28 protein-coding genes, 1 tRNA gene and 1 pseudogene are annotated in these 25994 nt (G+C 65.4%); 9 read left to right on the forward strand and 21 right to left on the reverse strand.

Going from position 1 to position 25994, the window contains the following annotated elements:
* Window positions 1-76 precede the first annotated feature (76 nt).
* Complete coding sequence (locus ACH13J_RS15615; RefSeq protein ID WP_397544272.1) at window positions 77-196, forward strand: Hsp20 family protein; 120 nt, start codon at window positions 77-79, stop codon at window positions 194-196.
* Window positions 197-248: 52 nt separating this feature from the next.
* Here ACH13J_RS15615 and ACH13J_RS15620 read toward each other — a convergent pair whose 3' ends face one another.
* Window positions 249-1022 carry a ZIP family metal transporter gene (locus ACH13J_RS15620; protein WP_397544273.1) on the reverse strand — a complete coding sequence of 258 codons (774 nt, stop codon included), beginning with the start codon at window positions 1020-1022 and terminating at the stop codon, window positions 249-251.
* 4 nt (window positions 1023-1026) lie between these two features.
* A complete protein-coding gene (locus tag ACH13J_RS15625; protein ID WP_397544274.1) occupies window positions 1027-1467 on the reverse strand; it encodes a MaoC/PaaZ C-terminal domain-containing protein in 441 nt (146 codons plus the stop codon).
* 103 nt (window positions 1468-1570) lie between these two features.
* Between ACH13J_RS15625 and ACH13J_RS15630 the strand changes: the two genes are divergently transcribed.
* From ACH13J_RS15630 to ACH13J_RS15655, 6 genes are all read left to right on the forward strand, one after another.
* The gene (locus tag ACH13J_RS15630) at window positions 1571-2737 is read left to right on the forward strand and encodes an L-lactate dehydrogenase (RefSeq protein ID WP_397544275.1); all 1167 of its coding nucleotides are present in this window, start codon (window positions 1571-1573) and stop codon (window positions 2735-2737) included.
* A 148-nt stretch (window positions 2738-2885) separates the two neighbouring features.
* Window positions 2886-3554, forward strand: coding sequence for a 50S ribosomal protein L25/general stress protein Ctc (locus ACH13J_RS15635; protein WP_397544276.1), 669 nt, complete (start codon window positions 2886-2888; stop codon window positions 3552-3554).
* Window positions 3555-3684: 130 nt separating this feature from the next.
* Window positions 3685-4371, forward strand: a complete 687-nt coding sequence (gene pth / locus ACH13J_RS15640) for an aminoacyl-tRNA hydrolase (protein ID WP_397544277.1) — start codon at window positions 3685-3687, stop codon at window positions 4369-4371.
* A gap of 74 nt (window positions 4372-4445) precedes the next feature.
* The gene (locus ACH13J_RS15645; RefSeq protein ID WP_397544278.1) at window positions 4446-5609 is read left to right on the forward strand and encodes a serine hydrolase; all 1164 of its coding nucleotides are present in this window, start codon (window positions 4446-4448) and stop codon (window positions 5607-5609) included.
* A gap of 108 nt (window positions 5610-5717) precedes the next feature.
* Window positions 5718-6038 (forward strand): antibiotic biosynthesis monooxygenase, encoded by a 321-nt coding sequence (locus ACH13J_RS15650; RefSeq protein WP_397544279.1) that lies wholly within the window; start codon window positions 5718-5720, stop codon window positions 6036-6038.
* A 66-nt stretch (window positions 6039-6104) separates the two neighbouring features.
* Window positions 6105-6479: a DUF2237 family protein gene (locus ACH13J_RS15655; RefSeq protein ID WP_397544280.1), complete on the forward strand. Its 375-nt coding sequence runs from the start codon at window positions 6105-6107 to the stop codon at window positions 6477-6479.
* 20 nt (window positions 6480-6499) lie between these two features.
* Here ACH13J_RS15655 and trpB read toward each other — a convergent pair whose 3' ends face one another.
* The 7 genes and pseudogenes from trpB to rpsA form a co-directional block, all read right to left on the reverse strand.
* On the reverse strand, window positions 6500-7729 hold the full coding sequence (gene trpB / locus ACH13J_RS15660; RefSeq protein WP_397544281.1) for a tryptophan synthase subunit beta: 1230 nt from the start codon (window positions 7727-7729) through the stop codon (window positions 6500-6502).
* Between the two features lie 193 nt (window positions 7730-7922).
* Window positions 7923-8546 (reverse strand): methyltransferase domain-containing protein, encoded by a 624-nt coding sequence (locus ACH13J_RS15665; protein WP_397544282.1) that lies wholly within the window; start codon window positions 8544-8546, stop codon window positions 7923-7925.
* 93 nt (window positions 8547-8639) lie between these two features.
* Entirely contained in the window at window positions 8640-9434 is a 795-nt protein-coding gene (locus ACH13J_RS15670; protein ID WP_397544283.1) for a CARDB domain-containing protein, read from the reverse strand.
* 174 nt (window positions 9435-9608) lie between these two features.
* Window positions 9609-10271, reverse strand: a complete 663-nt coding sequence (locus tag ACH13J_RS15675; protein ID WP_397544284.1) for a phosphoribosylanthranilate isomerase — start codon at window positions 10269-10271, stop codon at window positions 9609-9611.
* Between the two features lie 10 nt (window positions 10272-10281).
* A complete protein-coding gene (locus ACH13J_RS15680; RefSeq protein ID WP_397544285.1) occupies window positions 10282-10632 on the reverse strand; it encodes a lipopolysaccharide assembly protein LapA domain-containing protein in 351 nt (116 codons plus the stop codon).
* Complete coding sequence (gene ihfB / locus ACH13J_RS15685; RefSeq protein ID WP_397544286.1) at window positions 10632-10916, reverse strand: integration host factor subunit beta; 285 nt, start codon at window positions 10914-10916, stop codon at window positions 10632-10634. The genes ACH13J_RS15680 and ihfB overlap by 1 nt, the downstream gene beginning before the upstream one ends.
* Window positions 10917-11204: 288 nt before the next feature.
* Window positions 11205-12914: pseudogene (rpsA, locus tag ACH13J_RS15690) on the reverse strand (30S ribosomal protein S1); the annotation flags it as partial.
* Between the two features lie 287 nt (window positions 12915-13201).
* On the opposite strand from rpsA, the gene ACH13J_RS15695 reads away from it, so the two are divergent.
* Window positions 13202-13612 carry a hypothetical protein gene (locus tag ACH13J_RS15695; protein WP_397544287.1) on the forward strand — a complete coding sequence of 137 codons (411 nt, stop codon included), beginning with the start codon at window positions 13202-13204 and terminating at the stop codon, window positions 13610-13612.
* 3 nt (window positions 13613-13615) lie between these two features.
* On the opposite strand, the gene ACH13J_RS15700 is transcribed toward ACH13J_RS15695, so the two are convergent.
* From ACH13J_RS15700 to hmgA, 8 genes are all read right to left on the reverse strand, one after another.
* Window positions 13616-14224, reverse strand: a complete 609-nt coding sequence (locus tag ACH13J_RS15700) for a (d)CMP kinase (protein ID WP_397544288.1) — start codon at window positions 14222-14224, stop codon at window positions 13616-13618.
* A gap of 107 nt (window positions 14225-14331) precedes the next feature.
* A tRNA-Gly gene (locus tag ACH13J_RS15705) sits at window positions 14332-14405 on the reverse strand.
* Window positions 14406-14532: 127 nt separating this feature from the next.
* The gene (locus tag ACH13J_RS15710) at window positions 14533-14994 is read right to left on the reverse strand and encodes a MarR family transcriptional regulator (protein WP_397544289.1); all 462 of its coding nucleotides are present in this window, start codon (window positions 14992-14994) and stop codon (window positions 14533-14535) included.
* Entirely contained in the window at window positions 14966-15208 is a 243-nt protein-coding gene (locus tag ACH13J_RS15715; protein WP_397544290.1) for a DUF2783 domain-containing protein, read from the reverse strand. Before ACH13J_RS15715 ends, ACH13J_RS15710 begins: the two co-directional genes overlap by 29 nt.
* Before the next feature lie 3 nt (window positions 15209-15211).
* On the reverse strand, window positions 15212-16834 hold the full coding sequence (locus ACH13J_RS15720) for an FAD-dependent oxidoreductase (protein WP_397544299.1): 1623 nt from the start codon (window positions 16832-16834) through the stop codon (window positions 15212-15214).
* 39 nt (window positions 16835-16873) lie between these two features.
* Window positions 16874-17824 (reverse strand): MBL fold metallo-hydrolase, encoded by a 951-nt coding sequence (locus tag ACH13J_RS15725; protein ID WP_397544291.1) that lies wholly within the window; start codon window positions 17822-17824, stop codon window positions 16874-16876.
* Window positions 17825-17831: 7 nt separating this feature from the next.
* Window positions 17832-19073, reverse strand: coding sequence for a fumarylacetoacetase (gene fahA, locus ACH13J_RS15730; protein WP_397544292.1), 1242 nt, complete (start codon window positions 19071-19073; stop codon window positions 17832-17834).
* A 62-nt stretch (window positions 19074-19135) separates the two neighbouring features.
* Entirely contained in the window at window positions 19136-20491 is a 1356-nt protein-coding gene (gene hmgA, locus ACH13J_RS15735; protein ID WP_397544293.1) for a homogentisate 1,2-dioxygenase, read from the reverse strand.
* A 169-nt stretch (window positions 20492-20660) separates the two neighbouring features.
* Here hmgA and ACH13J_RS15740 point away from each other — a divergent pair, with 169 nt between their 5' ends.
* Entirely contained in the window at window positions 20661-21110 is a 450-nt protein-coding gene (locus ACH13J_RS15740) for a MarR family transcriptional regulator (RefSeq protein ID WP_397544294.1), read from the forward strand.
* Between the two features lie 80 nt (window positions 21111-21190).
* Here ACH13J_RS15740 and ACH13J_RS15745 read toward each other — a convergent pair whose 3' ends face one another.
* The 4 genes from ACH13J_RS15745 to ACH13J_RS15760 form a co-directional block, all read right to left on the reverse strand.
* Window positions 21191-23245: an ASKHA domain-containing protein gene (locus ACH13J_RS15745; RefSeq protein ID WP_397544295.1), complete on the reverse strand. Its 2055-nt coding sequence runs from the start codon at window positions 23243-23245 to the stop codon at window positions 21191-21193.
* Window positions 23246-23402: 157 nt separating this feature from the next.
* On the reverse strand, window positions 23403-24749 hold the full coding sequence (gene aroA, locus ACH13J_RS15750; RefSeq protein WP_397544296.1) for a 3-phosphoshikimate 1-carboxyvinyltransferase: 1347 nt from the start codon (window positions 24747-24749) through the stop codon (window positions 23403-23405).
* Window positions 24750-24839: 90 nt separating this feature from the next.
* Window positions 24840-25652 (reverse strand): methyltransferase domain-containing protein, encoded by an 813-nt coding sequence (locus ACH13J_RS15755; protein ID WP_397544297.1) that lies wholly within the window; start codon window positions 25650-25652, stop codon window positions 24840-24842.
* A gap of 9 nt (window positions 25653-25661) precedes the next feature.
* Window positions 25662-25994: transposase (locus ACH13J_RS15760; RefSeq protein ID WP_397544298.1), on the reverse strand; the 333-nt coding region annotated here is incomplete at its 5' end.

The following is a 25994-nucleotide window of genomic DNA, read 5'->3' on the forward strand; positions in this document are numbered from 1 at the left end:
AAAGCTCCGCGCATCTCTCGGTTGCTCCACCTGCGCTTGTCGGCGTATGAACCCAAAGGACTCCGGTTCCGGCTGGATGAAAGTTCAGTGGCAGGTCAAGGCCAGTTTCGACAAGGGCGAACTGACCGTCAGGCTGCCCAAGACCGAGACGGAGAAAACCGAGGGCAAACGCATCGAAATCAAGAAATCCGCCTGACGCGACAGGTTGCGCCGGATCACGGGGCGCGCCCCGCCCGGCGCGCCCGCCCCTATCCCAGGATCACGTCCAGCAGCATCATCAGGACCAGCCCGGCCATCAGGCCCATCGTCGCCGATGCCTGATGGCCGTGGCGATGCGTTTCCGGCACGATCTCGTGGCTGATGATATACAGCATGGCTCCAGCCGCAAAGGTCAGCCCCGGCGGCAGCACGTGCAAGGACATCTGGACGGCACTCACCCCGAGCAACCCGCCCACTGGCTCGATCAGGCCGGTCACGAGTGCCACGGCGAACGCGTATGGCGCGCCGTATCCATGCGCCCTGAGCGCAACGGCCACGGCCAGCCCCTCCGGCGCGTTCTGCAGGCCGATGCCGGTGGCCAGGGAAACGCCGTTCTGGATATCGCCGCCGCCGAAGCCGACGCCGACGGCGAGTCCTTCGGGGAAATTATGGATCGTGATCGCGAACACGAACAGCCAGATCTTGGGCAGTGCGGTTGTATCCGCGCCCTCGGGCCCGCTGACGAAATGGCGGTGCGGCACGACAGCGTTGAGCGCGGCAATCGCGCCGGCCCCGACAAGGATGCCGGCGGCGGCCATGAATGCCGCGGCAACGGTGGAGCCGTAGAGCCGCTCCCCCGCCTCGATGCCGGGCAGGATCAGCGAGAAATAAGATGCCGACAGCATCACGCCCGCTGCGAAGCCCAGCATCGTGTCACCGTATTTCTGCGGCACGGTACGGCCGAAAAGGACCGGCAGCGCCCCCGCCGCGGTCATCAAACCCGCGGCAAGGCTGGCCAGGAATCCCATCAGCGTCAGGGTCATCGTGTCAGACCGGGCGGCGGCGCAGTATGTGGATGGCCGTGTAGGTCATAACAACCTCGTCGGACTGGTTGCGCACATCGTAACGGATCGTCGTGCGCCCCCTGTCGGACCGGGATGCGGAGGGAACGCTCTTGAGAACAGTCGCCTCCGCCTTCAGCGTGTCGCCGGGGCGCACGGGCCGGAGCCAGCGGATGTCATCCATGCCCGGCGACCCCATCGAGGCCTGCTTCCATACGTCCGCTTCGAGGCTCAGCACGAACGCCGTCAACATCGTGTGGAACCCGCTGGCGATGAGGCCGCCATAGGGCGATTGGCGCGCGGCGTCCGCGTCGAGGTGGAAATCCTGCGGATCCCACTCGCGTGCGAACCTCACGATATCGGCCTCGGTCAGCGTACGGGTGCCGGTCTCGAATCGGTATCCCTCGTGCAGATCGTCGAAATACATGGTCCCACCGTGCTTTCATTTGCCACAGCCCGAAACGCCTGCTTAGCATTGAACCGAGCCGGCGCCACCGGTAAATCTTTCTTACCAAATCCGAAGGATGCCCATGCCAGTCATCACCTGCATCGAAGACCTCCGCCAGCTTTACGAGCGGCGCGTGCCGCGCATGTTCTACGACTATGCCGAAACCGGCAGCTGGACGGAACAGACCTTTCACGAGAACACCAGGGATTTCCGGGACATCTACCTGCGGCAGCGCGTGGCAATCGACATGTCCGGCCGCAGCACGGCATCGACCATGGTGGGACAGGACGTGGCGATGCCGACGGCGCTGGCGCCGGTGGGGCTGACGGGCATGCAGCACGCCGATGGCGAGATCAAGGCGGCCCGCGCCGCAGAGAAATTCGGCGTGCCCTTCACACTGTCCACGCTGTCGATCTGCTCGATCGAGGACGTGGCCGAGAACACCGAGAAACCCTTCTGGTTCCAGGTCTACACCCTGCGCGACGAGGCGTTCATGAAACGCCTGTTCGACCGCGCGCGGGCGGCCAAGTGCTCTGCGCTGGTGATCACCGTCGACCTTCAGGTGCTGGGGCAGCGGCACAAGGACCTCAAGAACGGTTTGTCCGCACCGCCCAAGCTCACCCTCAAATCCACCGCGAACATGATGACCAAGGTCCGGTGGGGGCTTGGAATGCTCGGCACGAAACGCCGCGAGTTCCGCAACGTCGTCGGCCATGCCGAGGGCGTCAGCGACCCGTCCTCTCTGGCCAAGTGGACGGCCGAGGCGTTCGACCCCGCGCTCGACTGGGAAAAGATACGCAAGTTCCGCAAGATGTGGGATGGGCCTGTGATCATCAAGGGCATCATGGACCCCCGCGATGCGCGCGAGGCGCTCAATGCGGGCGCGGACGCGATCGTTGTGTCCAACCATGGCGGCCGGCAGCTGGATGGTGCGCTCAGCTCGATCCGGGCGCTGCCCCCGATCATGGACGCGGTCGGCGACAGGATCGAAGTGCACATGGATGGCGGCATCCGCACCGGGCAGGACATCCTCAAGGCGCTTTCCCTCGGCGCGCGGGGCACGATGATCGGTCGGCCTTTCGTGTACGGGCTCGGCGCCATGGGCGAAGCCGGGGTGACCAAGGCGCTGGAGATCCTGCACAAGGAACTCGACACCTCGATGGCGCTCTGCGGGCGCACAGACGTGAAAACGCTCGACCGGGATATCCTGATGGTGCCGGAGGGGTTCTCGGGACGGTGGGAGAGCTGACGCGCGCGCCACACCGCCCCGTGTCGGGATCATGGGCCGGCAATGCTTGATTTGCCCTTTTCACGGCGAGCAAACCGGTCTATACGCGCGGCTTCACGCGGGGTTACAGCCTTGGAGGAGCCCCGCCCTAACTTTGGAGACATACACCATGGCTGGAGAAATTCCTGATCTTCACGCCCGGGAACGCACGGGGACGGGCAAGGGCGCCGCCCGTGCAGCACGCCGCGACGGCATGGTTCCGGGGATCGTTTTCGGGGGCGACGTCGATCCGCTGCCGATCAGCATTCCGTTCAACGAACTGATGAAGAAACTCACCGCGGGCCGCTTCAAGTCGACCCTGTTCAACCTCAAGGTCGACGGGCATGACGATGTCCGGGTGATCTGCCGGGACGTGCAGCGTGACGTGGTCAAGGATCTTCCCACGCATTTCGACCTGCTGCGCCTGCGCCGGTCCACCAAGATCAACCTCTTCATTCCCGTCGAGTTCGTGAACGAGGAAGAGTCGCCCGGCATCAAGCGCGGCGGCGTCCTGACGGTGGTGCGCAACGAGGTCGAGCTGATCGTGACGGCCGGCGACATCCCCGAAAAGGTCACCGTGGACCTCACCGGCCTCGAAATCGGGGATTCCGTTACCATCAGCGGTGTCGATCTGCCGCAGGGCGCGAAACCCACGATCGAGCGCGACTTCATCATCTGCAGCGTCTCGGCCCCGTCTGCCCTGCAGTCCGAGGAAGGCGAGGAAGAAGAGGCCGAAGCCGGCGAGGTGCCGACGGTCGCAGACGAGGAAGGCGATCAGGCCGGGAGCGGCGAAGAATAGGTCGATCTCCTTTTTCAGGATGCTGAAGGCGCGGGGGAACATCTCCCGCGCTTTTTCGTCGCCGGGTCCGTGTTGATTCCGCGGGATGCGCGGCCTACACCGTTGGCACCCCTAACGGCGAGGCGCGAGAATGCTGATATTTGCGGGGCTCGGCAATCCGGGCGCGAAATATGCCGGCAACAGGCACAACATCGGGTTCATGGCGCTAGACCGCATTGCCGCGGAACACGGTTTCGCCCCGTGGCGAAAGAAATTCCATGGCGAAGTGACTGAGGGGCGGCTCGGCCCCGAAAAGGTGCTTTTGCTCAAGCCCATGACATTCATGAACCTTTCGGGACAGTCCGTCGGCGAAGCGATGCGCTTTTACAAGCTTGGGCCCGGGGACGTCACCGTGTTTCACGACGAGCTCGACCTCGCACCGGGCAAGGTTCGGGTCAAGTCGGGCGGGGGTCATGCCGGCCACAACGGGCTGCGGTCCCTGCACCAGCATATCGGGGAGGCCTATCGGCGGGTTCGGCTGGGCATCGGGCATCCCGGGCGCAAGGAGCAGGTCACCCAGTACGTGCTGCAGGATTTCGCCAAGGCCGACGGCGAGTGGCTGGACGATGTTCTGCGCGGCGTGGCCGAAGGTGCGCCAGAGCTCGCGGCCGACCGCACCGACCGATTTCTCAACGCCGTGGCCCGGCGGGCTGCACCTGCGGCCAAGCCAAAGCCCGCGCAGGGCGCGGCCCCCGCCAGGCCCGAAACGGCCGACCCGCCGGCAGACGCGGAAGACACCCGTTCGCCACTGCAGAAGCTGGTGGACAAGTTCCGCTGATCCGCCGCCGTACCCGGCGCTTGACAAGCGTCATGGCGGTTGCATTTGTCTTCTCCTGAAACAGGGGAGGGTTGATGAGAGTGATCTTGAGGTGGGCCCTGCGCATAGGGATTGCCCTGATACTGGCGGCGGCCGTCGTAGGCTTCGCGAAACGCGAGCAAATCGGGCGGCTGCTGGCGGTGAACAGCCTGTTCGACAAGGATCACATCGTCGAGAATTTCTCGCATATGGACCGGGCATTCCTGACGGTCCCGATTTCACGGGGAGACGGCCCGGTGTCGCCCCTGCCCGAGGGCCCGCAAGCAGCCCTGCCCCCCGGCACCGGGCGCTGGATCACCGAGCGCCACGTGACCTCGCTGCTGGTACTCAAGGACGGCCGGGTTGTGCATGAAAGCTACCATCTCGGCACCGGCCCCGAGGACCGCAGGATCGGCTGGTCGATTTCCAAGAGTTTCCTGTCCGTGCTGTTCGGGATCCTCTTGGACGAAGGCGCCATCGCCTCGCTCGATGACCCGGTCACGGAATATGCCCCGCGCCTCGCCGCCGGCGCTTATGACGGCGTCGCCATCCGCGATATCCTGCAGATGACGAGCGGCGTGGAATTCGACGAGGATTATCTCGACTACCATTCCGATATCAATCGCATGGGCCGGGTGCTGGCACTTGGCGGGACGATGGACGGCTTTGCCGCGGGCCTGACGGCGCGCGCGGCCGAACCCGGCACCGCGTGGAACTACGTTTCGATCGACACCCATGTTCTGGGCATGGTGATCCGCGGGGCGACCGGGCGCGATCTTCCCGCGCTGTTGACGGAAAAGGTCATCGCGCCCTTGGGTCTTGAAAGCTCTCCGTATTACGTCGCCGACGGAGAGGGCGTGGCCTTCGCCCTTGGCGGGATCAACATGACCACCCGCGACTACGCGCGGTTCGGCAAGATGGTGGCACAGGGCGGGCGCTATGACGGCCGGCAAGTGGTGCCGCGGGACTGGCTGGCGCGCTCCACGACGCCGCTCGCCCCGACGGCGGAGGGCGAGATCCGATATGGCTACCAGTGGTGGATTCCCAAGGATGGCGAGGCAGGTGTCGTCATGGCGCGGGGCATCTACGGCCAGTATATCTATATCGACCGCGCCCGCGATGTCGTGATCGTGACCACCGCAGTCGACCGCGATTTCCGCGAGGACGGCGTGCACGATCAGAACATTGCCGTTTTCCGCGCCATCGCCGGGGCGCTTTAGGGCCGCGCGCTTGCCCGGCCGCGGCAGTTGTTGTTACAACACAGCCCGAGGCGCGCGCGCCCGCGCGCAGCCTTTCACGTGGCCGGACCAAAGCCAAAGAGGCACGACATGAGCTTCATCGCGATGAACCGTTTCCAGGTCCGCGCAGGCCACGAAGGGGATTTCGAGGCGATGTGGCGCGAGAGGGAAAGCCGCCTGAAGGAGGTGCACGGTTTCCGCGAGTTCCGCCTGCTCAAGGGGCCTGAGGGCGACGGCTATCGCCTGTATTCCAGCCATGTCATCTGGGACAGCCAGGCCGATTTCGAGGCCTGGACCAAGTCGGAGCAGTTCCGCGACGCGCACAGGAACGCCGGCCAGTCCGCGACCCGCGATGCCCTTATGGGGCCACCGCAATTCGAAGGATTCGAGACGGTGCTGCACGAGGACTGAGCCGGGTGCGGCTTGCCCGGAAGGCGCGTGGCTCTAGCATTGAAATAAAACGAAACAGGGGCTGTCATGATCGAGAAAGAGCCATCCGTGAACGTGCTGGGCGGGCCTCTCGCTCTTTGTTCCAACGATCCTGTCACCGGGTTCTTCCGCGACGGGCACTGCAACACCTGCGCCGAGGACAGGGGCAGCCACACGGTCTGCGCCCTCATGACCGAGGAATTCCTCGCCTACTCCAAGTATGTCGGCAACGACCTCAGCTCGCCCCGTCCAGAATTCGGATTTGCGGGGCTCAAACCGGGCGATCAGTGGTGTCTGTGCGCCGCGCGCTTTCTTCAGGCGCATGACGAGGGCTGCGCGCCACAGGTCAGGCTGGATGCGACGCACGAGCGCGCCCTCGACATCGTGTCACTCGATATCCTGAAGAAATACGCGCCGGCCTGAGCGTCGCTCCTGACGGGGGATCAGCCGCCCTCGCCCATGTCGAAGCCGAAATGCCGCGCCACCGTGTCGATATCCTTGTCGCCGCGCCCGCACATGTTCATCACCAGCAGGTGGTCGGCCGGCAGGTCTGGCGCGATCTTCATCACGTGGGCCAGCGCATGGCAGGGCTCAAGCGCGGGGATGATCCCCTCCTTGCGGCATGAAAGCTGGAACGCCTCCAGCGCCTCGGCATCGGTGATCGATACGTATTCCGCGCGCCCTGTCTCGTGCAGCCAGCTGTGCTCGGGGCCGATACCGGGGTAATCCAGCCCCGCCGAAATCGAATATCCTTCCAGGATCTGCCCGTCATCGTCCTGCAAAAGATAGGTCCGGTTGCCATGCAGCACGCCCGGGCGCCCGCCGGTGAGCGAGGCGCAGTGCTCCATCTTCTCGTCCACGCCCTTGCCGCCGGCCTCGACCCCGATGATCCGCACCTCCTTGTCGTCAAGGAACGGGTAAAACAGGCCCATGGCGTTCGACCCGCCGCCGATCGCCGCGATCACCGTGTCGGGCAGCCGCCCCTCGGCCGCCTGCATCTGCTCGCGCGTCTCCTTGCCGATGATCGACTGGAAGTCGCGCACCATGGCCGGATAGGGGTGCGGGCCGGCCACCGTGCCGATGCAATAGAACGTGTCGCGCACGTTGGTCACCCAGTCCCTGAGCGCATCGTTCATCGCGTCCTTTAGCGTCCCGCGTCCCGAGGTGACGGGCACGACCTCGGCGCCCAGCAGTTTCATCCGGAACACGTTGGGGCGCTGGCGCTCCACGTCGTGCGCGCCCATGTAGATCACGCAGTCCAGCCCGAACTTGGCGCAGACGGTGGCCGTGGCCACGCCGTGCTGCCCGGCGCCGGTCTCGGCGATGATGCGCGTCTTTCCCATCCGCCGCGCCAGCAGGATCTGGCCCAGCACGTTGTTGATCTTGTGCGCGCCGGTGTGGTTCAACTCGTCGCGCTTGAGGTAGATCTTGGCACCGCCCAGATGCGCCGTCAGCCCCGCCGCATGATAAAGAGGGCTCGGGCGGCCAACGTAATGCGTCCACAGGTCCTGCATCTCGTCCCAGAAGCCCTGGTCGGTCTTGGCCCTTTCATACTGCTCTTCCAGCTCGAGTATGAGCGGCATCAGCGTTTCGGACACGAACCTGCCGCCGAACTTGCCGAACCGCCCCTTCTCGTCCGGGCCGGTCATGAAAGAGTTGAAAAGGTCGTTCATGGTGCGCGTCTTTCCCGTTATGTCCCGTTCTCAATATGGCCCGCCGCGGGGATTTTCCAGCGGATTCCGCGGCCGGATCGCCCTGTCACGAACCACGTCCCGGCCGCGCGTCACAAAGGGGCTTCCGGCGCCGGGTATCGAGGGGGGCACGGCCTGCCACGACGGGGGCACAGCCCCCGCCGGCGATTGCGCCTCAGAGCATTCTCACGACATGCGCCCGCGACCACAGGTCGGGTTCGCCCAGCAGGAACGGACGGAAAGGCGGTGTCACGTGCACCGTTTCCCACACGCCGTTGGCTGTCAGGTCTTCCATGACCTGCGGGAACCCCTGCTCCTTGTAGCTCGCCTCCAGCAAGTTGAACACGCCATATCCGCCCGGCCGCGTCACCCGGGCAAGGTGCCTGAGCGTCTCGGGCGGCGCATGGCCCGGACCAAAGGAGCCAACGCAGACGAACCCCGCGAAATGATCGTCCGCATAGGGCAGCGCCGCCCCCATGTCGGCCTGTTCGAATCCCGAATAGGCACCGGTCCGTTCCGCCTGCGCGATCATCTCCGGCGAGAGATCGCACCCGAACACGTGATGATACCCCATGAGCATCAGTGTCTCGCCCACCAGCCCCGTGCCACAGCCGGCATCCAGGATCGGACCATGGGTCCGACCGGCAAAACTGGCCAGAAGCCCCGCACCGAGCGCCGGCAGGCGGAACCCCTTGGCGAGGTTGTCGGCGTCATAGCTGGCCGACCAGGTGTTGTAGATCTCCCGCGCCTCGTCCGCGGACTTGGCGCCGTAAACGTCATCGAGGTTTTCAGTGTCCATCCGAATGATCTCCTTTCGCCGCAAGCAGACCTTTGCCCGCGGGGAATGTCAATCAATGGGCGGAACGCGGCGCACACCCGTTTCGGCGCCCGATCAGGGTCGGCGCACCCGGATCTCCATGCGGCGGTCATTGTCGGTCTCGTCGCTTTCGTCGACCGTGTGTCCGACATCGGCCATGGCGCGCGTGTTCAGGCGGGCATACCAGCTTGGATAGCCCGCGTAATCGCATGTCAGTATCCGCCCGCCGCGCGCATTGGTCGATTCGACCGTCCAGCTACAGGCGGGCGTCGGATAGTTCTCTCCCGGCCACCACGCCACGCGGTATCGCCCGGCGGCCGCGTTGCCACGATTGTAGACACCGATCCGGACCCGCACCGGTTGCCCCTGAACCGGCGTCTCCGGCGTCAGGGAGAACTCCGAGATGTAAAGGTTGGGCCGTCCGGGCGGCGCACTGCCTGCCCCCGAGACGCGAATGGCGAAACGCCGGTCATTGTCGGCCTCGTTGGTCTCGGCGACAGTGTTGCCGGCATCGACTATGACCCTTGTCCTGATCTGCGCGTAGGCACTGGGATAGCCGCCATACGTGCAGCGCAAGATCCTGCCTCCGCGCGCATTGGTTCCGTCGACGTTCCAAGTGCAAGCCGCGCCGCTTGCGTAGGTATCGCCGGGCCACCACTCCACGCGATAGGCACCGGCGGCCGCATCGCCGCGATTGTAGACCCCGATCCGGACATCGACCGGCTGCCCGCGGACCGGCGTCGCGGGATCGAGCGAGAATTCCGAGACAACCAGGTTGGGCCCGGCAAACGCCGCCCCGCTCCCCGATGCCAAGACGAACAGTGCCGCGCTCATCAGAGCCCAGACGCGGCTTGGGGTCCAGCACATCATTCCAAGATCCTCCTGCCTGCAGGCCACAAGGACAGGAGGGATCGCATGGAATGCGGCCGCGGTCGTTAACACGGGTCAATGGCCATCATCCCGCGGGGCGGCCATGCAGCCATTTGCCGTGAACAGAGCATAACCGGCAGGTCACGGCGGCGAAAGGATCATGCCCCGGCGCGCTCAGGCGCCGTGCTGGCACTCGCCCCGTGCGTTTTCTATGAAGCTGCGCATCAGGTCGGGATCCTTCTCGCCCGGCGCACTTTCCACGCCGGAGGAGACATCGACCTGCCGCGCACCGGTCTGACGGATCGCATCGGCCACATTGTCGGGCGTCAAGCCACCGGCCAGCATCCAGGGCACCGGCCAGCGGCGCCCGGCAATCAGGGACCAGTCGAAGGCCTGCGCATTGCCGCCGGGCCTGTCCGCGTCTGCAGGCGGCTTGGCATCCACGAGGATCTGGTCGGCCACCTTCGCGTAGAAGTCGATCTGGCTGAGATCCTCGCGGCTGGAAATGCCCACGGCCTTCATTACCCGCAGCCCGTAACGCGCCTTGATCTCGCTCACGCGCGCCGGGGTCTCCTTGCCGTGCAGTTGCAGGAAATCCAGCGGCACGGACGAGGTCAGCAAATCCAGCGTGGCGTCGTCGGCGTCAACTGTCAGCGCCACCTTGGCCACCCCCTCGGGCACCGACGCCGCCATCAGCCCCGCCGTCTCGATATCTAGATGCCGCGGCGACCTGGGGAAGAACACGAAGCCGAGGTAATCGGCCCCCGCGAGGATCGCGGCGGGGATGTCGGCGGGATCGGTCAGACCGCAGATTTTCACCCTGATGTCATGCGTCATGCGGGGGGACTTAGCTGGCCTCGTCCAGAAGTGCCAGCACCTCGTCCTTGCCCTTGTGCTTTTCGCCCTTCAGACGGCGTATCTCGGATTTCAGCCGCTCCATCTCGCGCCGCTGTCGGGCGGCCGTCGCGCGTTCGCCCGCCTCGCGGATCCATTCCCAAATGAAGCCGATGATGAGGCCTGCCAGAACGCCGCCGAATATGACGACGAAGAGCGGCACCTCGTAAGACGGGTTGAGCGCCGCAAGATGGGCGATCTCCTCGGGCAAGACCTGGACGCGGACGATCCCGCGGTTTGCAAGCGCGACGAGAACGAGGGCGGCCGCGAAAACGGCGATGGAGGCGTATCGGACGTATCGCATCAGGCTTTCCCGTTCAGACGGTCACGCAAGAGCTTGCCGGTCTTGAAGAAGGGCACGTGCTTTTCCTCGACATGCACGGATTCACCCGTGCGCGGGTTGCGCCCGATCCGGGCCTCCCGCTTCTTGACGGAAAACGCGCCAAAGCCGCGCAACTCTACACGGTTGCCGTCTGCCATGGCGCCGGTGATTTCGTTGAAGATGGTGTTCACGATACGCTCGACGTCGCGATGGTAGAGGTGCGGGTTCTCGTCGGCGATTTTCTGTATCAGTTCCGATCGAATCATCGGCCATCTCCCGGGCTGGTTTGGTCCGGCGCGTTGCACGGACCGTATAAACTATAGATACAAATCAGAAAAACCGAAATAGCTGGGTGTCCCGCGGTTGCGGGAAATTTGCCGTTAATCAACGAAGGATGCAGGAATACGGCGGATATTGCGCCTATTCCCAACGCCGTTGCGTGGCGCACCGCGCAGACCGCCCCGCAGCATGACCGTTGATTCGTGGCATCGAAAAAGCAGCGGCCCCGCCATGTTCTGGCGGGGCCGTGTTCGCGAAACGGGCTTTTGCCACGTTTACTTGTTCTCGTCGTCGCCCTTCAGCGCGGCCCCGAGGATATCGCCGAGCGAGGCGCCGGAATCAGAGCTGCCGTACTGCTCGACCGCTTCCTTTTCCTCGGCGATTTCGCGCGCCTTGATCGACAGCCCGAGCCGCCGCGACTTGGGGTCAACGTTGGTGACGCGCACGTCGATCTTGTCACCGACCGAGAAACGCTCGGGGCGCTGCTCGGAACGATCACGCGACAGGTCGGACCGGCGGATGAAGGATTTCATGCCCTCGTATTCCACCTCGATCCCGCCATCCTCGATCGATGTGACCTCGACGGTGATGATCGAACCGCGCTTCACGCCGTCCACGGCCTCGGCGAACTTGTCGCCGCCCACGGCCTTGATCGACAGCGATATCCGCTCTTTCTCCACGTCCACTTCCGAGACCACGGCCTTGACCACGTCGCCCTTGCGGTAGTTCTGGATGGCGTCCTCGCCACGCTCGTCCCAGCTGAGGTCCGAGAGGTGCACCATGCCGTCGATCTCGCCCGGCAGGCCGATGAACAGGCCGAATTCGGTGATGTTCTTCACCTCGCCCTCGACCTCTGTGCCGACCGGATGCGTTTCGGCGAACACTTCCCAAGGGTTGCGCATCGTCTGCTTGAGTCCAAGGCTGACGCGGCGCTTGGCCTGGTCGATCTCCAGCACCATGACCTCGACCTCCTGGGAGGTGGAGACGATCTTGCCCGGGTGCACGTTCTTCTTGGTCCACGACATTTCCGAGACGTGCACGAGTCCCTCGACACCCGGCTCCAGTTCGACGAAGGCGCCGTAATCGGTGATGTTCGTCACACGGCCGGTGTGGACAGATCCCAGCGGGTACTTGACCGCAACCAGATCCCACGGATCCTCCTGCAGCTGCTTCATGCCGAGGCTGATGCGGTGGGTCTCCTTGTTGATCTTGATGACCTGGACCTTAACGGTCTCGCCGATCGACAGGATCTCGGAGGGGTGATTGACCCGGCGCCACGCCATGTCGGTGACGTGCAGCAGCCCGTCCACGCCGCCCAGATCGACGAAGGCACCGTATTCGGTGATGTTCTTGACCACGCCTTCCACGGTATCGCCCTCGGAAAGCTTGGCGATGACCTCGGCGCGCTGCTCGGCGCGCGACTCTTCGAGGATGGCGCGGCGCGAAACGACGATGTTGCCGCGGCGGCGGTCCATCTTGAGGATCTGGAAGGGCTGCTTGAGCCCCATCAGCGGCCCGGCGTCGCGCACGGGGCGCACGTCAACCTGGCTGCCCGGCAGGAAGGCCACGGCGCCACCGAGATCGACGGTGAAACCACCCTTGACCCGTCCGAAGATCGCACCTTCGACCCGCTCATCATTGGCGTAGGCTTTTTCAAGCCGGTCCCATGCTTCCTCGCGGCGGGCCATTTCGCGGCTGATGACGGCCTCGCCATTGGCGTTCTCGGCCGCGCGCAGATAAACCTCGACTTCGTCGCCCACCGAAATGTCGGGCTGTTCGCCGGGGTTTGCGAATTCCTTGAGATCGACGCGGCCTTCCATCTTGTAGCCGACGTCGATAATGGCTTGGCCCGCCTCGATCGCGATGACCTTGCCCTTGACGACAGAACCCTCCTGGGGCGTGTCCATCTCGAAGCTTTCGTTAAGGAGGGCTTCGAACTCCTCCATCGATGCGTTTTGTGCCATGTGGCGCTGGTTTCCTTTGCGTAATCGATTTTTCCGGCCGCGCGGTTGTCTCCGCCGGTCTTGGGGTTTCGTTGGTCAGACGGCCCACAAAGCAAAGAGGGCCGGATGCCCCGACCCTGCTCGACCTCTTTCTTCGTGTGTCGTTGTCCGCCTCGGCGACACGCGCGGATGTAGCTGCCGAAGGATGAAAATGCAAGCAAGTAATGCCATGTCACGCCCCATACCCGCGAAACACCGCCCTGCTGCGGCGGTTGAACGTACCGGCAACGGGGTGTTACCCAACCCGTGCGCAGGATCGGGATAGCCACATGACGCTCGCAGATGCCGTTGCCACACAAGGCCCCGTTCTCAGGCTGTGGGTGCTTTGGCTGCTCGTCATCATGCTCGCGGCACCCGCCGTACTGCTGCTGTTCAGGAACACGCGGGTCGACGGGGTCATCGGGCTGGCCGCGGCGTTCGCGGTTATGATTTCGATGCAGTGGCTCTATGCACAGGTTGGGTTCGTCCGTCTGCTCGCCCTGCCGCATGTCGCGGTCTGGACGCCGCTGGCGATCTACCTGTTCCTGCGCTTGCGCGGCGGGCGGATGCCGGCCGTTGCGAAGGCCGTGACGTGGCTTTTCCTGCTGTCGATCCTGGTTTCGCTCGCGTTCGACTACGCCGACATGATCCGCTGGTTTCTGGGCGAACGGGGGTCCCTGCTGCCAGGCGGAGCAGGCTAGCGGTCAGCTCCGTGCCCGCTCGATCAGCTCGATCGCCCGTGCCACGGCGGTTTCGATGTCCATCTCGGACGTGTCGAGTGTCACGGCATCGTCCGCGGGTTTCAGCGGCGCATCGGCGCGGGCGCTGTCGCGGGCGTCACGGGCGCGCAGATCGGCAAGCACCTCGTCGTAGCCCGTATCGTAACCCTGTTCCACGAGCTCCTTGTAGCGTCGTTCGGCCCGCACTTCGTCCGTGGCCGTGACGAAAAGCTTCACGTCCGCGTCGGGGCAGATCACGGTCCCGATGTCACGCCCATCGAGCACGGCCCCCCCGTCGCGAAGGGCAAAAGCGCGCTGAAAATCCACCAGCGCCTTTCGCACTTCCGGAACGGCGGCCACGCGGCTGGCCGCCTGCGCCACGTCCGGCGTGCGCAGATCGCCATGGTCGAGATCCCCGGCACGCAGCGCCCTTGCGGCCTCGATCGGCTCGGTCCCGTCCAGCGTGCGCCGGCCCGTCGCGCGGTAGAGCAGGCCGGTATCGAGATGCGCAAGACCGAACCGCGCCGCCACGGCCCTGGAGATTGTCCCCTTGCCCGCGGCCGCCGGGCCGTCGATCGCAACAGTGAAAGCCATCCGCGCCTCCTTTTCCGGATGTTCGGTGCTAGAGGAAATCGCCATGCGGCTCAAGACATGCGCACGCGGTCAGGACCGATAACGCCGAAGAACACGTGAAAGGGGGCTGGAGCGGGTGAAGGGAATCGAACCCTCGTCGTCAGCTTGGGAAGCTGCTGCTCTACCATTGAGCTACACCCGCAGGTTGGGCCGTTTCTAATGCCCGGACGCGTCATGGGCAAGACGAAACAGCCGGGATGCACGACCAAATCACGGGGCACGGGACGGAAATACCGACCCGATGCCCCTCTTTCGGCCGAGGATACCCGTCAGCGCGTGCGCGCCGCGGAGCACTGGGCGGCCTCCAGCAAGGCGGTGATCCCGCGTTCCAGCGCCGCGCGATCACGCGGCGACAATGCCGAAAGCATCGCCTCGGCCCGCGCCCCTACCCGGGGCAGAAGCTGTTCGTAACACTGCCGCCCGGTCTCGGTGCAGGCGTATTCTCGCAATCTCCGGTCACGATCGGGGACACGGCTGGTGATAAGACCCTTGGCCGCCAGTCTCTGGCTGGCCCGGCTGACCTGCACCTTGTCCAGCGTCGTTCTGCGCGCCAGTTCGACGGAATCGAGACTGCCGGCGCGCCCCAGCAGGAACAGCAACCGCCATTCCTCACGGCTGAGTCCGAACTCCGTCGCGTAGACCTCGGCCAGGTCACGGGAAAACGCCTCGGACGCCACGGCGAGGCGATAGGGAAAGAAGCTGTCAAGATCCATCGCGGTCGGTGACGGCATCGGCGCGCCCCGACCCCTGGGAACGCGCCGTCCGTCGGGCTTCGGCCAGCGCTTCGGACAGTATCCGCCGGTCTCCGACATGGTTGCTCAGCAACAGGACGAGGCGTGCGTTCAGGGCATGGCTTTCCGCGTCGGACAGGCCCTCGTGGGTTTGCAGGAGTTCGGAATAGAACCCGTCGGGGTCCGGGATGTTGGGGGTCAACGTCAGGGACATGTCTCACTCCTTGCCGCAGGCTTTCAGGATCGCGGCGCGCAGCGCGGGCTCATCATACTCCCGCCAGCGCGCGACCACGTGCTGGTCGGGACGGACCAGGTAAACGGCCGATGGCGCGTCGCCCAGATATCGCTGCGCCAACGCGCCGGTGGGGTCGTCGGCGGCGGACACGCAAACCCGCCGGACCGCAACGCCGCCCGCCTCCGTGATCTCGGGCAGCTCGACGTCCACCGCCAGAACCACGAAACCGTTCCCAAGCCGCGACAACAGGTACCCTTCGCCGACCGGCGCATCGGGGCACGGCGCGCCAGGGCGCGTCCGGGCGGGACCGCCGGGAAGGGCGTCCTCGGAGTTGAGCGGGCCGTCGTCATGGATGCAGGGCACCGACAGGCGCCCGGAATTCACCAGCGGCCGCGCGAAAGCGTGACGCTCGGCCAGATCGAGCACCGCGTTGCGGAAGGTGTGGCTGATCTGCGACTTGGGCGTGATGAAATCGGTCGAGCGGGTGGAGTTGAGGATGTTCTCGTCAGCCCCCTGCACGCGTTCGGCATCGTAGCTGTCGAGCAAGGTCGCGGGCGCCTGTCCCCGCACGACCATCCCCAGCTTCCAGCCGAGGTTGTCCACGTCCTGCATCCCCGAATTGGCACCGCGCGCGCCGAACGGCGACACCTGGTGCGCCGCATCCCCGGCAAAGATCACGCGCCCGTGGCGGAACCTTTCCATGCGCCGGCACTGGAACGTGTAGATCGAGGTCCAGACAATGTCGTACTGCACGTCCGGACCCAGCATCGCATCCAAACGGCGGCGTACGTTTTGTTCCTTCAGCTCTTCCTCCCGATCGGCGTCCCAGCCGATCTGGAAGTCAACGCGCCAGATGTCGTCGGGCTGCTTGTGAAGAAGGGTGGAGGCCCCCGCCTTGTGCGCGGGCTCGAACCAGAACCAGCGCTCGGTGGGAAAGTCGGCATGCATCCGGATATCGGCGATCAGGAAGCTGTCCTCGAACACCCGACCCTTGAATTCCAGACCCATCATCTTGCGCAGGGGGCTGCCTGCCCCGTCGCATCCGATCAGCCAGTCCGCGGTCATCTGGTAGGGCCCCTCCGGCGTGAGTATATCAATCACAACCTGGTCGTCCCGAACCTCGATCGACTGCACCCGGTTCTTGCCGCGCAACTCGATCGGCGCGCCCTCCGCCTGCACCTGCCGCACGCGATCGACGAGAAATTTCTCGAAATAGGGCTGCTGGAGATTGATGAAGGCGGGATACTTGTGCCCCTGCTCGGGCAGCAGGTTGAACTCGAACACTTTGCGGTCCTCGTGGAACACCTTGCCGAGGTTCCACACCACGCCCTTCTCCAGCATCTGCTCGCCGCACCCAAGGCGGTCTGCGATCTCCAGGCTGCGCTTGGAAAAGCAGATCGCACGCGAGCCCATGCCGATGCCTTCGTGATCGTCCAGCACGACCACCGGCACGCCCTGAAGCCCGAGGTCAAGAGCGGTCGCAACCCCGACGGGCCCGCCGCCCAGAACGACGACCGGGTGATGTACCGGGCTGTCCGCGTCCTGGTCGGTCGAGCGTTCGTAGGGGTACAGCTTGAACGCCAGGCTGTAACGGTCGTCCAGCATCGGATCCTCCATCTTTCCTCCGTCGGCGCCGGCTGTGGGTCAACCCTGAAGCTGCGCCCACATCTCCTTGTCCCGCGCGGCCGTCCAGACGCGCGGCGTGTCGATACCGCGCGCCTCGTCATAGGCACGGGCCACGTTGAACGGCAGGCAGTGTTCGTAGATCGCGTAATCGCTGAATTTCGGGTCGCATTCGGCACGCACCGCGTCCCATGCCTCCTTCAGGCTGCCGCCGCGCGCGGCCACCTTTTCTGCCGGCTTGTAGGTGGAGCGAAGGAAATCCTCGGTTTTGTCCAGCGCCGTTGCGACCATTTCCTCGCCCACCAGCGCGTCGCCGCGCCCCGGCGCGATGGCACGCGGTTCGAACGCCGCGATGCTGGCGAGCGTCCGGGGCCAATCCTGGAAGTGTCCGTCGCCGCAATAGCAGGCCGAATGGTATTCGACGATATCGCCGGTGAACATGACCTCTTGGTCGGGAACCCAGATCACCGCATCGCCCGCGGTGTGCGCCCGGCCCAGATGCATGATGTCCACGCGCCTGTTGCCGAGATAGACGGACATCGACTCCGAAAAGGTCGTCGTCGGCCATGTCAGGCCGGGGATTTCCTCATGCCCCTGGAAGAGACGCGGAAAACGATCGAACTCGCTCTCCCAGTCCTCCTGCCCCCGCTCGGCCACCATTGCACGGGCGGTATCGGACATGATGACCTGCCCCGCACCATAGGCCGACGCGCCGAGCACGCGGACCGCGTGGTAGTGCGTCATCACCAGGTGGCTGATCGGCTTGTCCGTCACCGAGCGCACGCACTCGATCACCTTGCGGGCAAGGCGGGGTGTGGCCTGTGCCTCGACGATCATCACGCTGTCGTCGCCTATGATCACTCCGGTGTTGGGGTCGCCCTCGGCGGTGAAGGCGTAAAGCCCCTCCCCGACCTCGGTGAAACTGACCTTCTTTTCCTCCATGTCGCCTGCGGATGCGAATGCCTTGCTCATGTCGTCCTCATTCTCTGGCCCATTCGGGCAATTCAATCGCGGGCCGTACGGTCCCGGTGCAGTCACCGAAGCCGATGCGGTACCCGTCGCCCTGCGCGCACCCGCGCAGGGTCACGCGGTCTCCGTCCTCAAGAAAGCTGCGGCGCTCGCCGCCGCTCAGGATCACGGGCTGCTTTCCGCCCCATGACAGTTCCAGCAGCGACCCGCGGCTGTCCGGCGCGGCGCCGGAGACCGTACCGGACCCCAGCAGGTCGCCCGCGCGCATCGGGCAGCCCGACACCGCGTGATGCGCAAGCTGCTGTGCCGACGAATAATACATCTCGGCATAATTCGTGCGCGCGATGACCGTCTCCGTCCCTCCCGCAGGGGCAAGACCGACCTGCAGATCAATGTCGTAAAGCATCGGCCCCGGCTCGTGCAGGTAGGGCAGCAGGGGCCGCTCGCGCTGCGGCGTGGTGGTCCGAAACGGCTCCAGCGCCGCCTTGGTCACGATCCAGGGGCTGATCGTGGTGGCCGTCGCCTTGGCCTGGAAAGGCCCGAGGGGCTGGTATTCCCATGCCTGTATGTCCCGCGCCGACCAGTCGTTGAGCAGCACGTAACCGAAGATCATGTCGTCGGCCTGCTGCACGCTGACCATCCCGTTGGAGGGCTGTCCGACGACGGCCCCGATCTCAAGCTCGAGGTCGAGACGGGCCGAAGGGGCGAAACGGGGTAACGCGTCGTCCGGTCCCTTGACCTGCCCCCATGGCCGGGTGACATCGGCGCCGGACACCACGACCGACGAGGCGCGGCCATTGTAGCCGACCGGGATCGACAGCCAGTTGGGCGGCAGCGCGTTCTCGGCCCCGCGGAACATGGTACCCACGTTCGTCGCGTGGTGCTTGCCGGCGTAGAAATCCGTGTACTCCGACACCCGGAACGGCATCAGCAGCCGCGTCCGCGCCATCGGCACAAGATGCGGCGCGACGGCGGGGCGGTGCGCCTCCTCCGACAACAGCCCGGTCAGCCGGTCGCGCAGCCGCGCCCAGATGCGCGGCCCGGCCTCCATCACGGCGTTCCAACTCGGTTGCGCGAAAAGCCCCGGCTCGAGCCCGTGATCGACCTGCGCCACGTCGAGGATCATGTCCCCGATGGCAACGCCCATCCGCGCGCCCTGCCCGTCGTCGAACACGCCGCAGGGCAGGTTCTGCAAGGGAAAGTCTGTTCCGGGCGCGTTGGCGCTTTCCACCCAGCTTCTGGCGGTCGTCACGGATGCTCCTTTCGATCGTCGGCTCGTCACCTGCGCGCGTCAGCGGCTTGACCGCGCGGGGGTCACTTCCGGCCCGGCGTACCGTCGAACTTCTTCTCGAGGCTGTCCCAGCAATCGATGTAATCATCCTGCAGCGGTGCCTCCGTCGCGGCAAAGCGCGTCAGGTGCTGGGGAAAGCGCGTCTCGAACATGAAGGACATGGTATTGTCGAGCTTCTCCGGCCGAAGCTCGGCATTCGATGCACCCTCGAACGCCTCGCGGTCAGGGCCGTGCGGCAGCATCATGTTGTGCAGGCTCATCCCGCCGGGCACGAAGCCCTGCGGCTTGGCGTCATACTGGCCGTAGATGTTGCCCATAAGCTCGGACATGATGTTCTTGTGATACCATGGCGGGCGGAAGGTGTCCTCGGCCACCATCCAGCGTTCGCGGAAGAGCACGAAGTCGATATTCGCGGTGCCGGGCACGCCCGAGGGGGCCGTGAGCACGGTGAAGATCGACGGGTCGGGGTGATCGAACAGGATGGCACCGACAGGGCAATAGTTCGTCAGGTCGTACTTGTAGGGCGCGTAATTGCCGTGCCATGCCACCACGTCCAGCGGGCTCTGGCCGATTTGGGTCTCGTGAAACTGGCCGCACCACTTGATCGTCAGGGTCGATGGCACCTGGCGGTCCTCGTAGGCGGCGACGGGCGCCTTGAAGTCGCGCGGGTTGGCCATGCAGTTTGCGCCGATCGGCCCGCGGCCCGGCAGTTCGAACTTCTGCCCGTAGTTCTCGCAGACAAAGCCGCGGCAGGGGCCCTCCAGCACCTCGACCCGGTAGACGAGTCCCCGGGGAATGATGGCGATCTCCTGCGGCGCCAGATCGATGATGCCAAGCTCGGTGCAAAAACGCAGCCTGCCTTCCTGCGGCACGACCAGCAATTCGCTGTCGGCCGAGTAGAAATAGGCATCCTGCATCGAGGCGGTGACAAGGTAGATATGGCTGGCCATGCCGACCTGCGTGTTCACGTCACCCGCCGTGGTCATGGTGTACATGCCGGTCAGCCATGTCAGGCTGTCCTCGGAATGCGGCACCGGGTCCCAGCGGTACTGACCCAACGAGACCACGTCGGGATCGACGTTGGGCGCCGATTTCCAGTACGGCAGGTCGATCTTGGTGTAGCGCGTGGAGTGCTTTACGGAGGGGCGGATGCGGTATGTCCAAGTGCGCTCCGGCGGGTTGGCGGTGAACGCCGTTCCGGAAAGCTGCTCGCCATAAAGGCCGTAGTTGCACTTCTGCGGGCTGTTCATTCCCTGCGGCAGGGCACCGGGCAGGGCCTCCGTCTCGAAATCGTTCCCGAAACCGGGCATGTAGCCTTCATGCGTGCCGGTCACATCCGTTGACCGGATCATGCCGTTGGGCAGTTCCTGTGTGGTCATGACCTCTCTCCCTTGCGCGTGCTGCCGCCCGGGTCTTGGGCCCGGACAGGCTTGGGCGCACTATTCGTTGCAAGTGCAACGTTGTCAAGATTTTCGTAGCACTCGCTATGATCCTCCTTGCCAAACGCGCCGGGCTCCGTTGAAAATGCCCCGAAAGTCAGGAGAGTGAATGACCAAGACGCAACCGCTGCCGGCCTTCGACCTCGACAGCTTCACGCCATACCGGCTCGCCGTGGCAGCCAAGCGCACGAGCGAGGAACTCGCCCGGCAGTATCGCGCTCGATTCGGAATCTCGATCCATGACTGGCGTGTTCTGGTCCACCTCGCCCATGCGGGCGACGGTGTGTCGGTGCGCGATATCGAGGCCCGCGTCGCGCTGGAGAAATACGAGGTCAGCCGGACGGTCAAGCGGCTGGAGACCGCCGGGTTGGTGGTCAAGTCGGCGAACGTCACCGACCGGCGGCTTGTCTGCGTGGCGCTGACGGACAAGGGCCGCGACATGATGGCCGAGCTGCTGCCGATCGCCCGCGCCTACCAGCAAGAGATCGAGGCCCGGCTCGGCGCGGCCTTCGACGGGCTCGAAGCGGGGCTGGACCGCCTCCTGTCCGAAACGGAGTGATACAGCCCTGATCGTGCGTCCCGCGCGCCCCGGCGGACATGCCGCGCCGATCTCGCACCCAGCCCGCGGCGGCCGGGTCGTCAGGGGCGGCGGCGGCGCCGGCGGCGGCTGCCATCCTCCCTGCCGTCACCGCCACCGCCGACATTGAAACTGACCTGCGGAATGGGCACGACCTTGCGCAGCTCGGGGAACGGGTCGGTCTTGTGGGGGATGGCGTTGGCGGCGACGAAATGTTCCTGGAATTTCGGCGCGATCGCGGTTTCGACCTTGGTGATCTCGCGCACGACGCGTTCGATCTCCGCCCGGGCGCCGATATTGCAAAGCGCGATGCGCGCGCCGGTGCCCGCGGCATTGCCGGCGGAGGTGACCTTGTCGAGCGGCACGTCGGGGATCATGCCGAGCACCATGGCGTGTTTGGGCGAGATATGCGCGCCAAAGGCCCCGGCGAGCACCACGCGGTCGACGCGGTCCACCCCGCGTTCGTCCATCAGAAGCCGCGCGCCGGCATAGAGCGCCGATTTGGCCAGCTGGATGGCGCGGATATCGTTCTGCGTGACGGCGATGACGGGACCGCCCTCTGCCGAGGCGTCGTGGATCAGGTAGGCGTTCGTCCGCCCGTCGGCGTAACAGCGCGCTGTCCCTGTTTGCGAGACCGAACCGATCAGGCCCGACTCGTCCATCAGGCCCGCCATGCGCAGCTCTGCCACGGCCTCGATAATGCCTGACCCGCAGATGCCGGTGATGCCGGTGACGGCGGTTTCCTCGGCAAAGCCATCCTCGTCCGACCACTTGTCGCAGCCGATGACGCGGAAACGGGGTTCCTTGGTTTCGGGGTCGATGCGGATGGCCTCGATCGCGCCGGGGGCGGCGCGTTGGCCCGACGAGATCTGCGCGCCCTCGAAGGCCGGCCCGGTGGGCGAGGAGCAGGCGAGCACGCGGGTTTTGTCGCCCAGCAGGATCTCGGCATTGGTGCCCACATCGACGATGAGCGCGAGGTCTTCGGATTTGCCGGGCTCTTCCGACAGCGCCACGGCGGCGCAGTCGGCGCCCACATGGCCCGCGATGCAGGGCAGCACGTAGCTGCGGGCGCGCGGGTTGATCACGGTAAGATCGAGGTCACGCGCGTCCAGTGTCAGGCTGTCGGAGGTGGCCAGCGCGAAGGGCGCCTGCCCCAGCTCGACCGGGTCGATGCCCAGGAGCAGGTGATGCATCACCGGGTTGCAGACGAACACCGTCTCGACGATCAGCTGCGGGTCGATGTCCGCCTCGCGGGCGATTTCGCCCGCCAGCGTGTTGATCGCGTCGCGCACCGCATTGGTCATTTCCTTTTCGCCGCCGGGGTTCATCATCGAGTAGCTGACCCGGCTCATCAGGTCCTCGCCAAAGCGGATCTGGGGGTTCATGATGCCGGAGGATGCCTTGACCTCGCCGGTCACGAGATCGGTCAGATGCGCCGCGACAGTGGTTGAGCCGAGGTCGATGGCAAGGCCGTAGAGGCCGGATTCGTGCAGGCCGGGCCAGATTTCGAGCACGCGCGCCACGTCATCCTGATGTGACTTGTGCAGCGCCACGGTGACCTGCCAGTTGCCCTTGCGCAGAACCGCCTGCAGCTTGGACAGCAGGGTGACATCGGCGCGGATATCCGTCACGCCCCATTCCTTGCCGAGTGCGCGCGCCAGCCGTTCCAGATCGCCTGTGGGCTCGTGCATGTCGGGCTCGTCCACCTCGACAAGATATAGCTTCGTCGCCGGGTCCATCTCCACCATGCGGGCCGAGGCCGCCTTGCGCACGACCTGCTTGTGGACCTGGCTTTCGGGCGGCACGTCGATCACCACGTCACTCATGATCTGCGCCTGGCAGCCCAGCCGGCGGCCGGGTTTCAGGCCGCGCTTCTGATCGTAACGCTCCTCGACCTTGTTCCAATCGGACAGCGCATCGGGGGCCACGGTGATGCCATGCTTGGAAAACTCGCCGTACCCCGGCGTGACCTGGCATTTCGAGCAGATCCCGCGACCGCCGCAAACCGAATCGAGATCGACGCCGAGCTGTCGTGCCGCGGTCAGGACCGGCGTGCCCCTGGGAAAGCGGCCGCGCTTGCCGGAGGGGGTGAAAACGACGAGGGGATCAGTGCTCATGGGCTTGCGAACCTTCGAAAAAAGGTGACTCTGCCGGCAAGGATAAGCGTTCAGCGATGGCGCGGAAGGCTGCAACCGGCACAATCTGTCACTTGCGCGTCATCCATTTGTCCCGCGCCCGGACGGACTTGCAAGGCGGCGCACATGGATCGAGGGATCAGTCGCGGCGAATGTCCGCACCAAGCCCGGTCATCAGCGGTTCGAATACCGGGAACGAGGTGGCGATCGGGCCACCGTCATCCACGCCGACGGGCTGACGTGCAGCCAGGCCAAGCACCAGAAACGACATGGCGATACGATGATCCAGCCGTGCCGCGCATCTGGCGCCGCCGGGCACGCCGCCGGCGCCCCGTCCGTGCACGACCCACCAGTCCTCACCCTCCTCGACCTCTACACCGCAGGTGCGCAGGCCGGTGGCCATGGCGTCAATGCGGTCGGACTCCTTGACGCGCAGCTCCGCGACCCCGCGCATGACGGTTCGTCCCTCGGCAAAGGCGGCAACGGCCGACAGTACCGGGTATTCGTCGATCATGCTGGCCGCGCGTTCGGGGGGAACCGCGACGCCCCGCAAGCCGGGTGAATAGCGCGCGCGCAGGTCGGCCACGGGCTCGCCCCCTTCCTCGCGCCGGTTCTCATAGGTCAGCTCCGCGCCCATTTCGCGCAGGGTGGTGAACAGCCCTGCGCGGGTCGGATTCAGCCCGATATTCGGCACCAGCACATCGGATCCCTCGGTGACAAGGGCGGCGCAGACGGGAAACGCGGCCGAGCTGGGGTCGCGCGGCACCGCGATCGTCTGCGGGACGAGTTCGGGCTGACCGGTCAGGGTGATGACCCGCCCCGCATCGGTGACCTCTGTTGCGATCCGTGCCCCGAACCCCGCCAGCATCCGCTCGGTATGGTCGCGGGTCGCCTCGCGCTCTATCACGACCGTTTCGCCCGGCGCGTTGAGCCCGGCCAGCAGCAGGGCGGATTTCACCTGCGCCGAGGGCACGGGAACCTCGTAGCGCAAAGGGACCGGATCGGCAGCGCCGACGATCGTCATGGGAAGCCGTCCACCCGAGCGGCCCACCGCCTGCGCACCGAACAGCGCCAGCGGCTCGGTCACGCGTGCCATCGGGCGGCCATTCAGGCTGGCGTCGCCGGTGAATGTCGCGGTAATGGGCGAGGTCGCCATGGCCCCCATGATGAGCCGCACCCCGGTGCCGGAATTGCCGCAGTCGATCACCTGCTCCGGCTCGGCAAAGCCTCCCACGCCGACGCCGTGTACCCGCCATGTGCCATCCTCGCCGCGCGCCGCTTCGGCGCCGAGGGCGCGCATCGCGCGCGCCGTGTCCAGCACGTCCTCGCCCTCCAACAAGCCGGTGATCGACGTCTCGCCCACGGACAGGGCCCCAAGGATCAGGGCCCTGTGCGAAATCGACTTGTCGCCGGGAACATGCGCCGTGCCCGAGAGGCGCGTCGAGGCGTGGGCGGTCATTGGGGTCAGGGTGCCGTTGCCGGACATGGGCTGCGCCTTTCGTGCGAACGTGAGATTGCCTGATAGCGCAGGGTGCGCCCGGCGTCCATCGCGTTGCTCTGGCCGGGCCGGCCTGGGTCACTTGGCCTTCCGACCGCGGACATGCCCGGGCCGCAACTGCCCCTGATCCGCCAGCAATGACCGGATGCGCGCGTTCTCCACGGACTTCCTCGCCTGATCCTCGCCGAACTTCTCGACATAGGTTTCGTAGAGCGGGCCCTTGAGCCGCTCATGCTCGTCCCGCGCGTAAGAGCGGAACCATGCGTTACGATCCACCGTTTCGATGTCCGAGAACCCCGCGGCTTCGACCAGGCGTGCCGCATCCGACAGCGACTGCATCTGGTAGGTTTCATTCCCGGTCGTCGCCCATTCGCGCATTTCCTCGGTATAGGGCCGGTCGCTGCAGAACCAGTCGCCCAAGACGATGAGCCCGCCGGGCTTGCACAGGCGGAAAAGCTCTTGGAGGATCGCGTCCTTGTCGGGGCTGTCGATGATGGAATCCTTGCTGAAGACCATGTCGAAGCTGTGCGCGTCGAATGGCAACGGGCCGGGGTGAACCTGCCGGAACGACAGGCGGTCCTGCAGGCCACGCTCCCGGCGCATGGCGTCGGCCTTTGCCAGCGATGCGGCGTCGATGTCCACGCCGATGACATGCCCAGCCCCGTGGGCCTCGGCCAGCAGCGCGTCGTAGCCCCCAATCCCGCAGCCGAAATCAAGCAGGCGCCAGCCTCTGACATCCAGCCCCCCAAGCATGTGCGCAAGCTCCTCCGCGCCGCCGGGCGACAGGAACCCCGCACCCCACCGCAACTGCAAGTTCTCTATCAGCGCGTCGGTGTAGTAGAGCGCGTGTTGGGGCGTCTGCGAAGAGGCGTCGGCGGTTTCTCGTGTCATGGTGTCCTCCTATGATGGTTGTCCAGCAGGACATTGTTTTTCTTTGATTTTGAACCGGGTGAAGTCTTCGAAGACCCAGCCGTTTCGGAGTGTGTCGTAGATGATCGACAACAGCTTGCGCGCGGTGGCGATGATGGCCTTGCCGGCACCGCGGCGTTCCTTGATGCGCTGGTAGAAGGCGTTGAGATAGCCGGAATAATTCCTGGCGACCAAGGTGCACTGCACCAGCGTCGTGCGGATCAGCTTGTCGCCGCGTTTGGTGATGCGGCCCCGGGTGTCGGTCTCGTTGGACTGGCTGACCCGCGGGACGATGCCGAAATAGGCCGCCAGCTTGTCGGCGCT

It is taken from the genome of Roseovarius salis, from assembly GCF_044472985.1.
Lineage (GTDB): Bacteria > Pseudomonadota > Alphaproteobacteria > Rhodobacterales > Rhodobacteraceae > Roseovarius > Roseovarius salis.

Bases quoted from the DNA above. Each gene is read 5' to 3' on its own strand.
- ACH13J_RS15615 (WP_397544272.1), top strand. From the start codon at position 77: ATGAAAGTTCAGTGGCAGGTCAAGGCCAGTTTCGACAAGGGCGAACTG.
- ACH13J_RS15620 (WP_397544273.1), bottom strand. From the start codon at position 1,022: ATGACCCTGACGCTGATGGGATTCCTGGCCAGCCTTGCCGCGGGTTTG.
- ACH13J_RS15625 (WP_397544274.1), bottom strand. From the start codon at position 1,467: ATGTATTTCGACGATCTGCACGAGGGATACCGATTCGAGACCGGCACC.
- ACH13J_RS15630 (WP_397544275.1), top strand. From the start codon at position 1,571: ATGCCAGTCATCACCTGCATCGAAGACCTCCGCCAGCTTTACGAGCGG.
- ACH13J_RS15635 (WP_397544276.1), top strand. From the start codon at position 2,886: ATGGCTGGAGAAATTCCTGATCTTCACGCCCGGGAACGCACGGGGACG.
- pth (WP_397544277.1), top strand. From the start codon at position 3,685: ATGCTGATATTTGCGGGGCTCGGCAATCCGGGCGCGAAATATGCCGGC.
- ACH13J_RS15645 (WP_397544278.1), top strand. From the start codon at position 4,446: ATGAGAGTGATCTTGAGGTGGGCCCTGCGCATAGGGATTGCCCTGATA.
- ACH13J_RS15650 (WP_397544279.1), top strand. From the start codon at position 5,718: ATGAGCTTCATCGCGATGAACCGTTTCCAGGTCCGCGCAGGCCACGAA.
- ACH13J_RS15655 (WP_397544280.1), top strand. From the start codon at position 6,105: ATGATCGAGAAAGAGCCATCCGTGAACGTGCTGGGCGGGCCTCTCGCT.
- trpB (WP_397544281.1), bottom strand. From the start codon at position 7,729: ATGAACGACCTTTTCAACTCTTTCATGACCGGCCCGGACGAGAAGGGG.
- ACH13J_RS15665 (WP_397544282.1), bottom strand. From the start codon at position 8,546: ATGGACACTGAAAACCTCGATGACGTTTACGGCGCCAAGTCCGCGGAC.
- ACH13J_RS15670 (WP_397544283.1), bottom strand. From the start codon at position 9,434: ATGATGTGCTGGACCCCAAGCCGCGTCTGGGCTCTGATGAGCGCGGCA.
- ACH13J_RS15675 (WP_397544284.1), bottom strand. From the start codon at position 10,271: ATGACGCATGACATCAGGGTGAAAATCTGCGGTCTGACCGATCCCGCC.
- ACH13J_RS15680 (WP_397544285.1), bottom strand. From the start codon at position 10,632: ATGCGATACGTCCGATACGCCTCCATCGCCGTTTTCGCGGCCGCCCTC.
- ihfB (WP_397544286.1), bottom strand. From the start codon at position 10,916: ATGATTCGATCGGAACTGATACAGAAAATCGCCGACGAGAACCCGCAC.
- ACH13J_RS15695 (WP_397544287.1), top strand. From the start codon at position 13,202: ATGACGCTCGCAGATGCCGTTGCCACACAAGGCCCCGTTCTCAGGCTG.
- ACH13J_RS15700 (WP_397544288.1), bottom strand. From the start codon at position 14,224: ATGGCTTTCACTGTTGCGATCGACGGCCCGGCGGCCGCGGGCAAGGGG.
- ACH13J_RS15710 (WP_397544289.1), bottom strand. From the start codon at position 14,994: ATGCCGTCACCGACCGCGATGGATCTTGACAGCTTCTTTCCCTATCGC.
- ACH13J_RS15715 (WP_397544290.1), bottom strand. From the start codon at position 15,208: ATGTCCCTGACGTTGACCCCCAACATCCCGGACCCCGACGGGTTCTAT.
- ACH13J_RS15720 (WP_397544299.1), bottom strand. From the start codon at position 16,834: ATGCTGGACGACCGTTACAGCCTGGCGTTCAAGCTGTACCCCTACGAA.
- ACH13J_RS15725 (WP_397544291.1), bottom strand. From the start codon at position 17,824: ATGAGCAAGGCATTCGCATCCGCAGGCGACATGGAGGAAAAGAAGGTC.
- hmgA (WP_397544293.1), bottom strand. From the start codon at position 20,491: ATGACCACACAGGAACTGCCCAACGGCATGATCCGGTCAACGGATGTG.
- ACH13J_RS15740 (WP_397544294.1), top strand. From the start codon at position 20,661: ATGACCAAGACGCAACCGCTGCCGGCCTTCGACCTCGACAGCTTCACG.
- ACH13J_RS15745 (WP_397544295.1), bottom strand. From the start codon at position 23,245: ATGAGCACTGATCCCCTCGTCGTTTTCACCCCCTCCGGCAAGCGCGGC.
- aroA (WP_397544296.1), bottom strand. From the start codon at position 24,749: ATGTCCGGCAACGGCACCCTGACCCCAATGACCGCCCACGCCTCGACG.
- ACH13J_RS15755 (WP_397544297.1), bottom strand. From the start codon at position 25,652: ATGACACGAGAAACCGCCGACGCCTCTTCGCAGACGCCCCAACACGCG.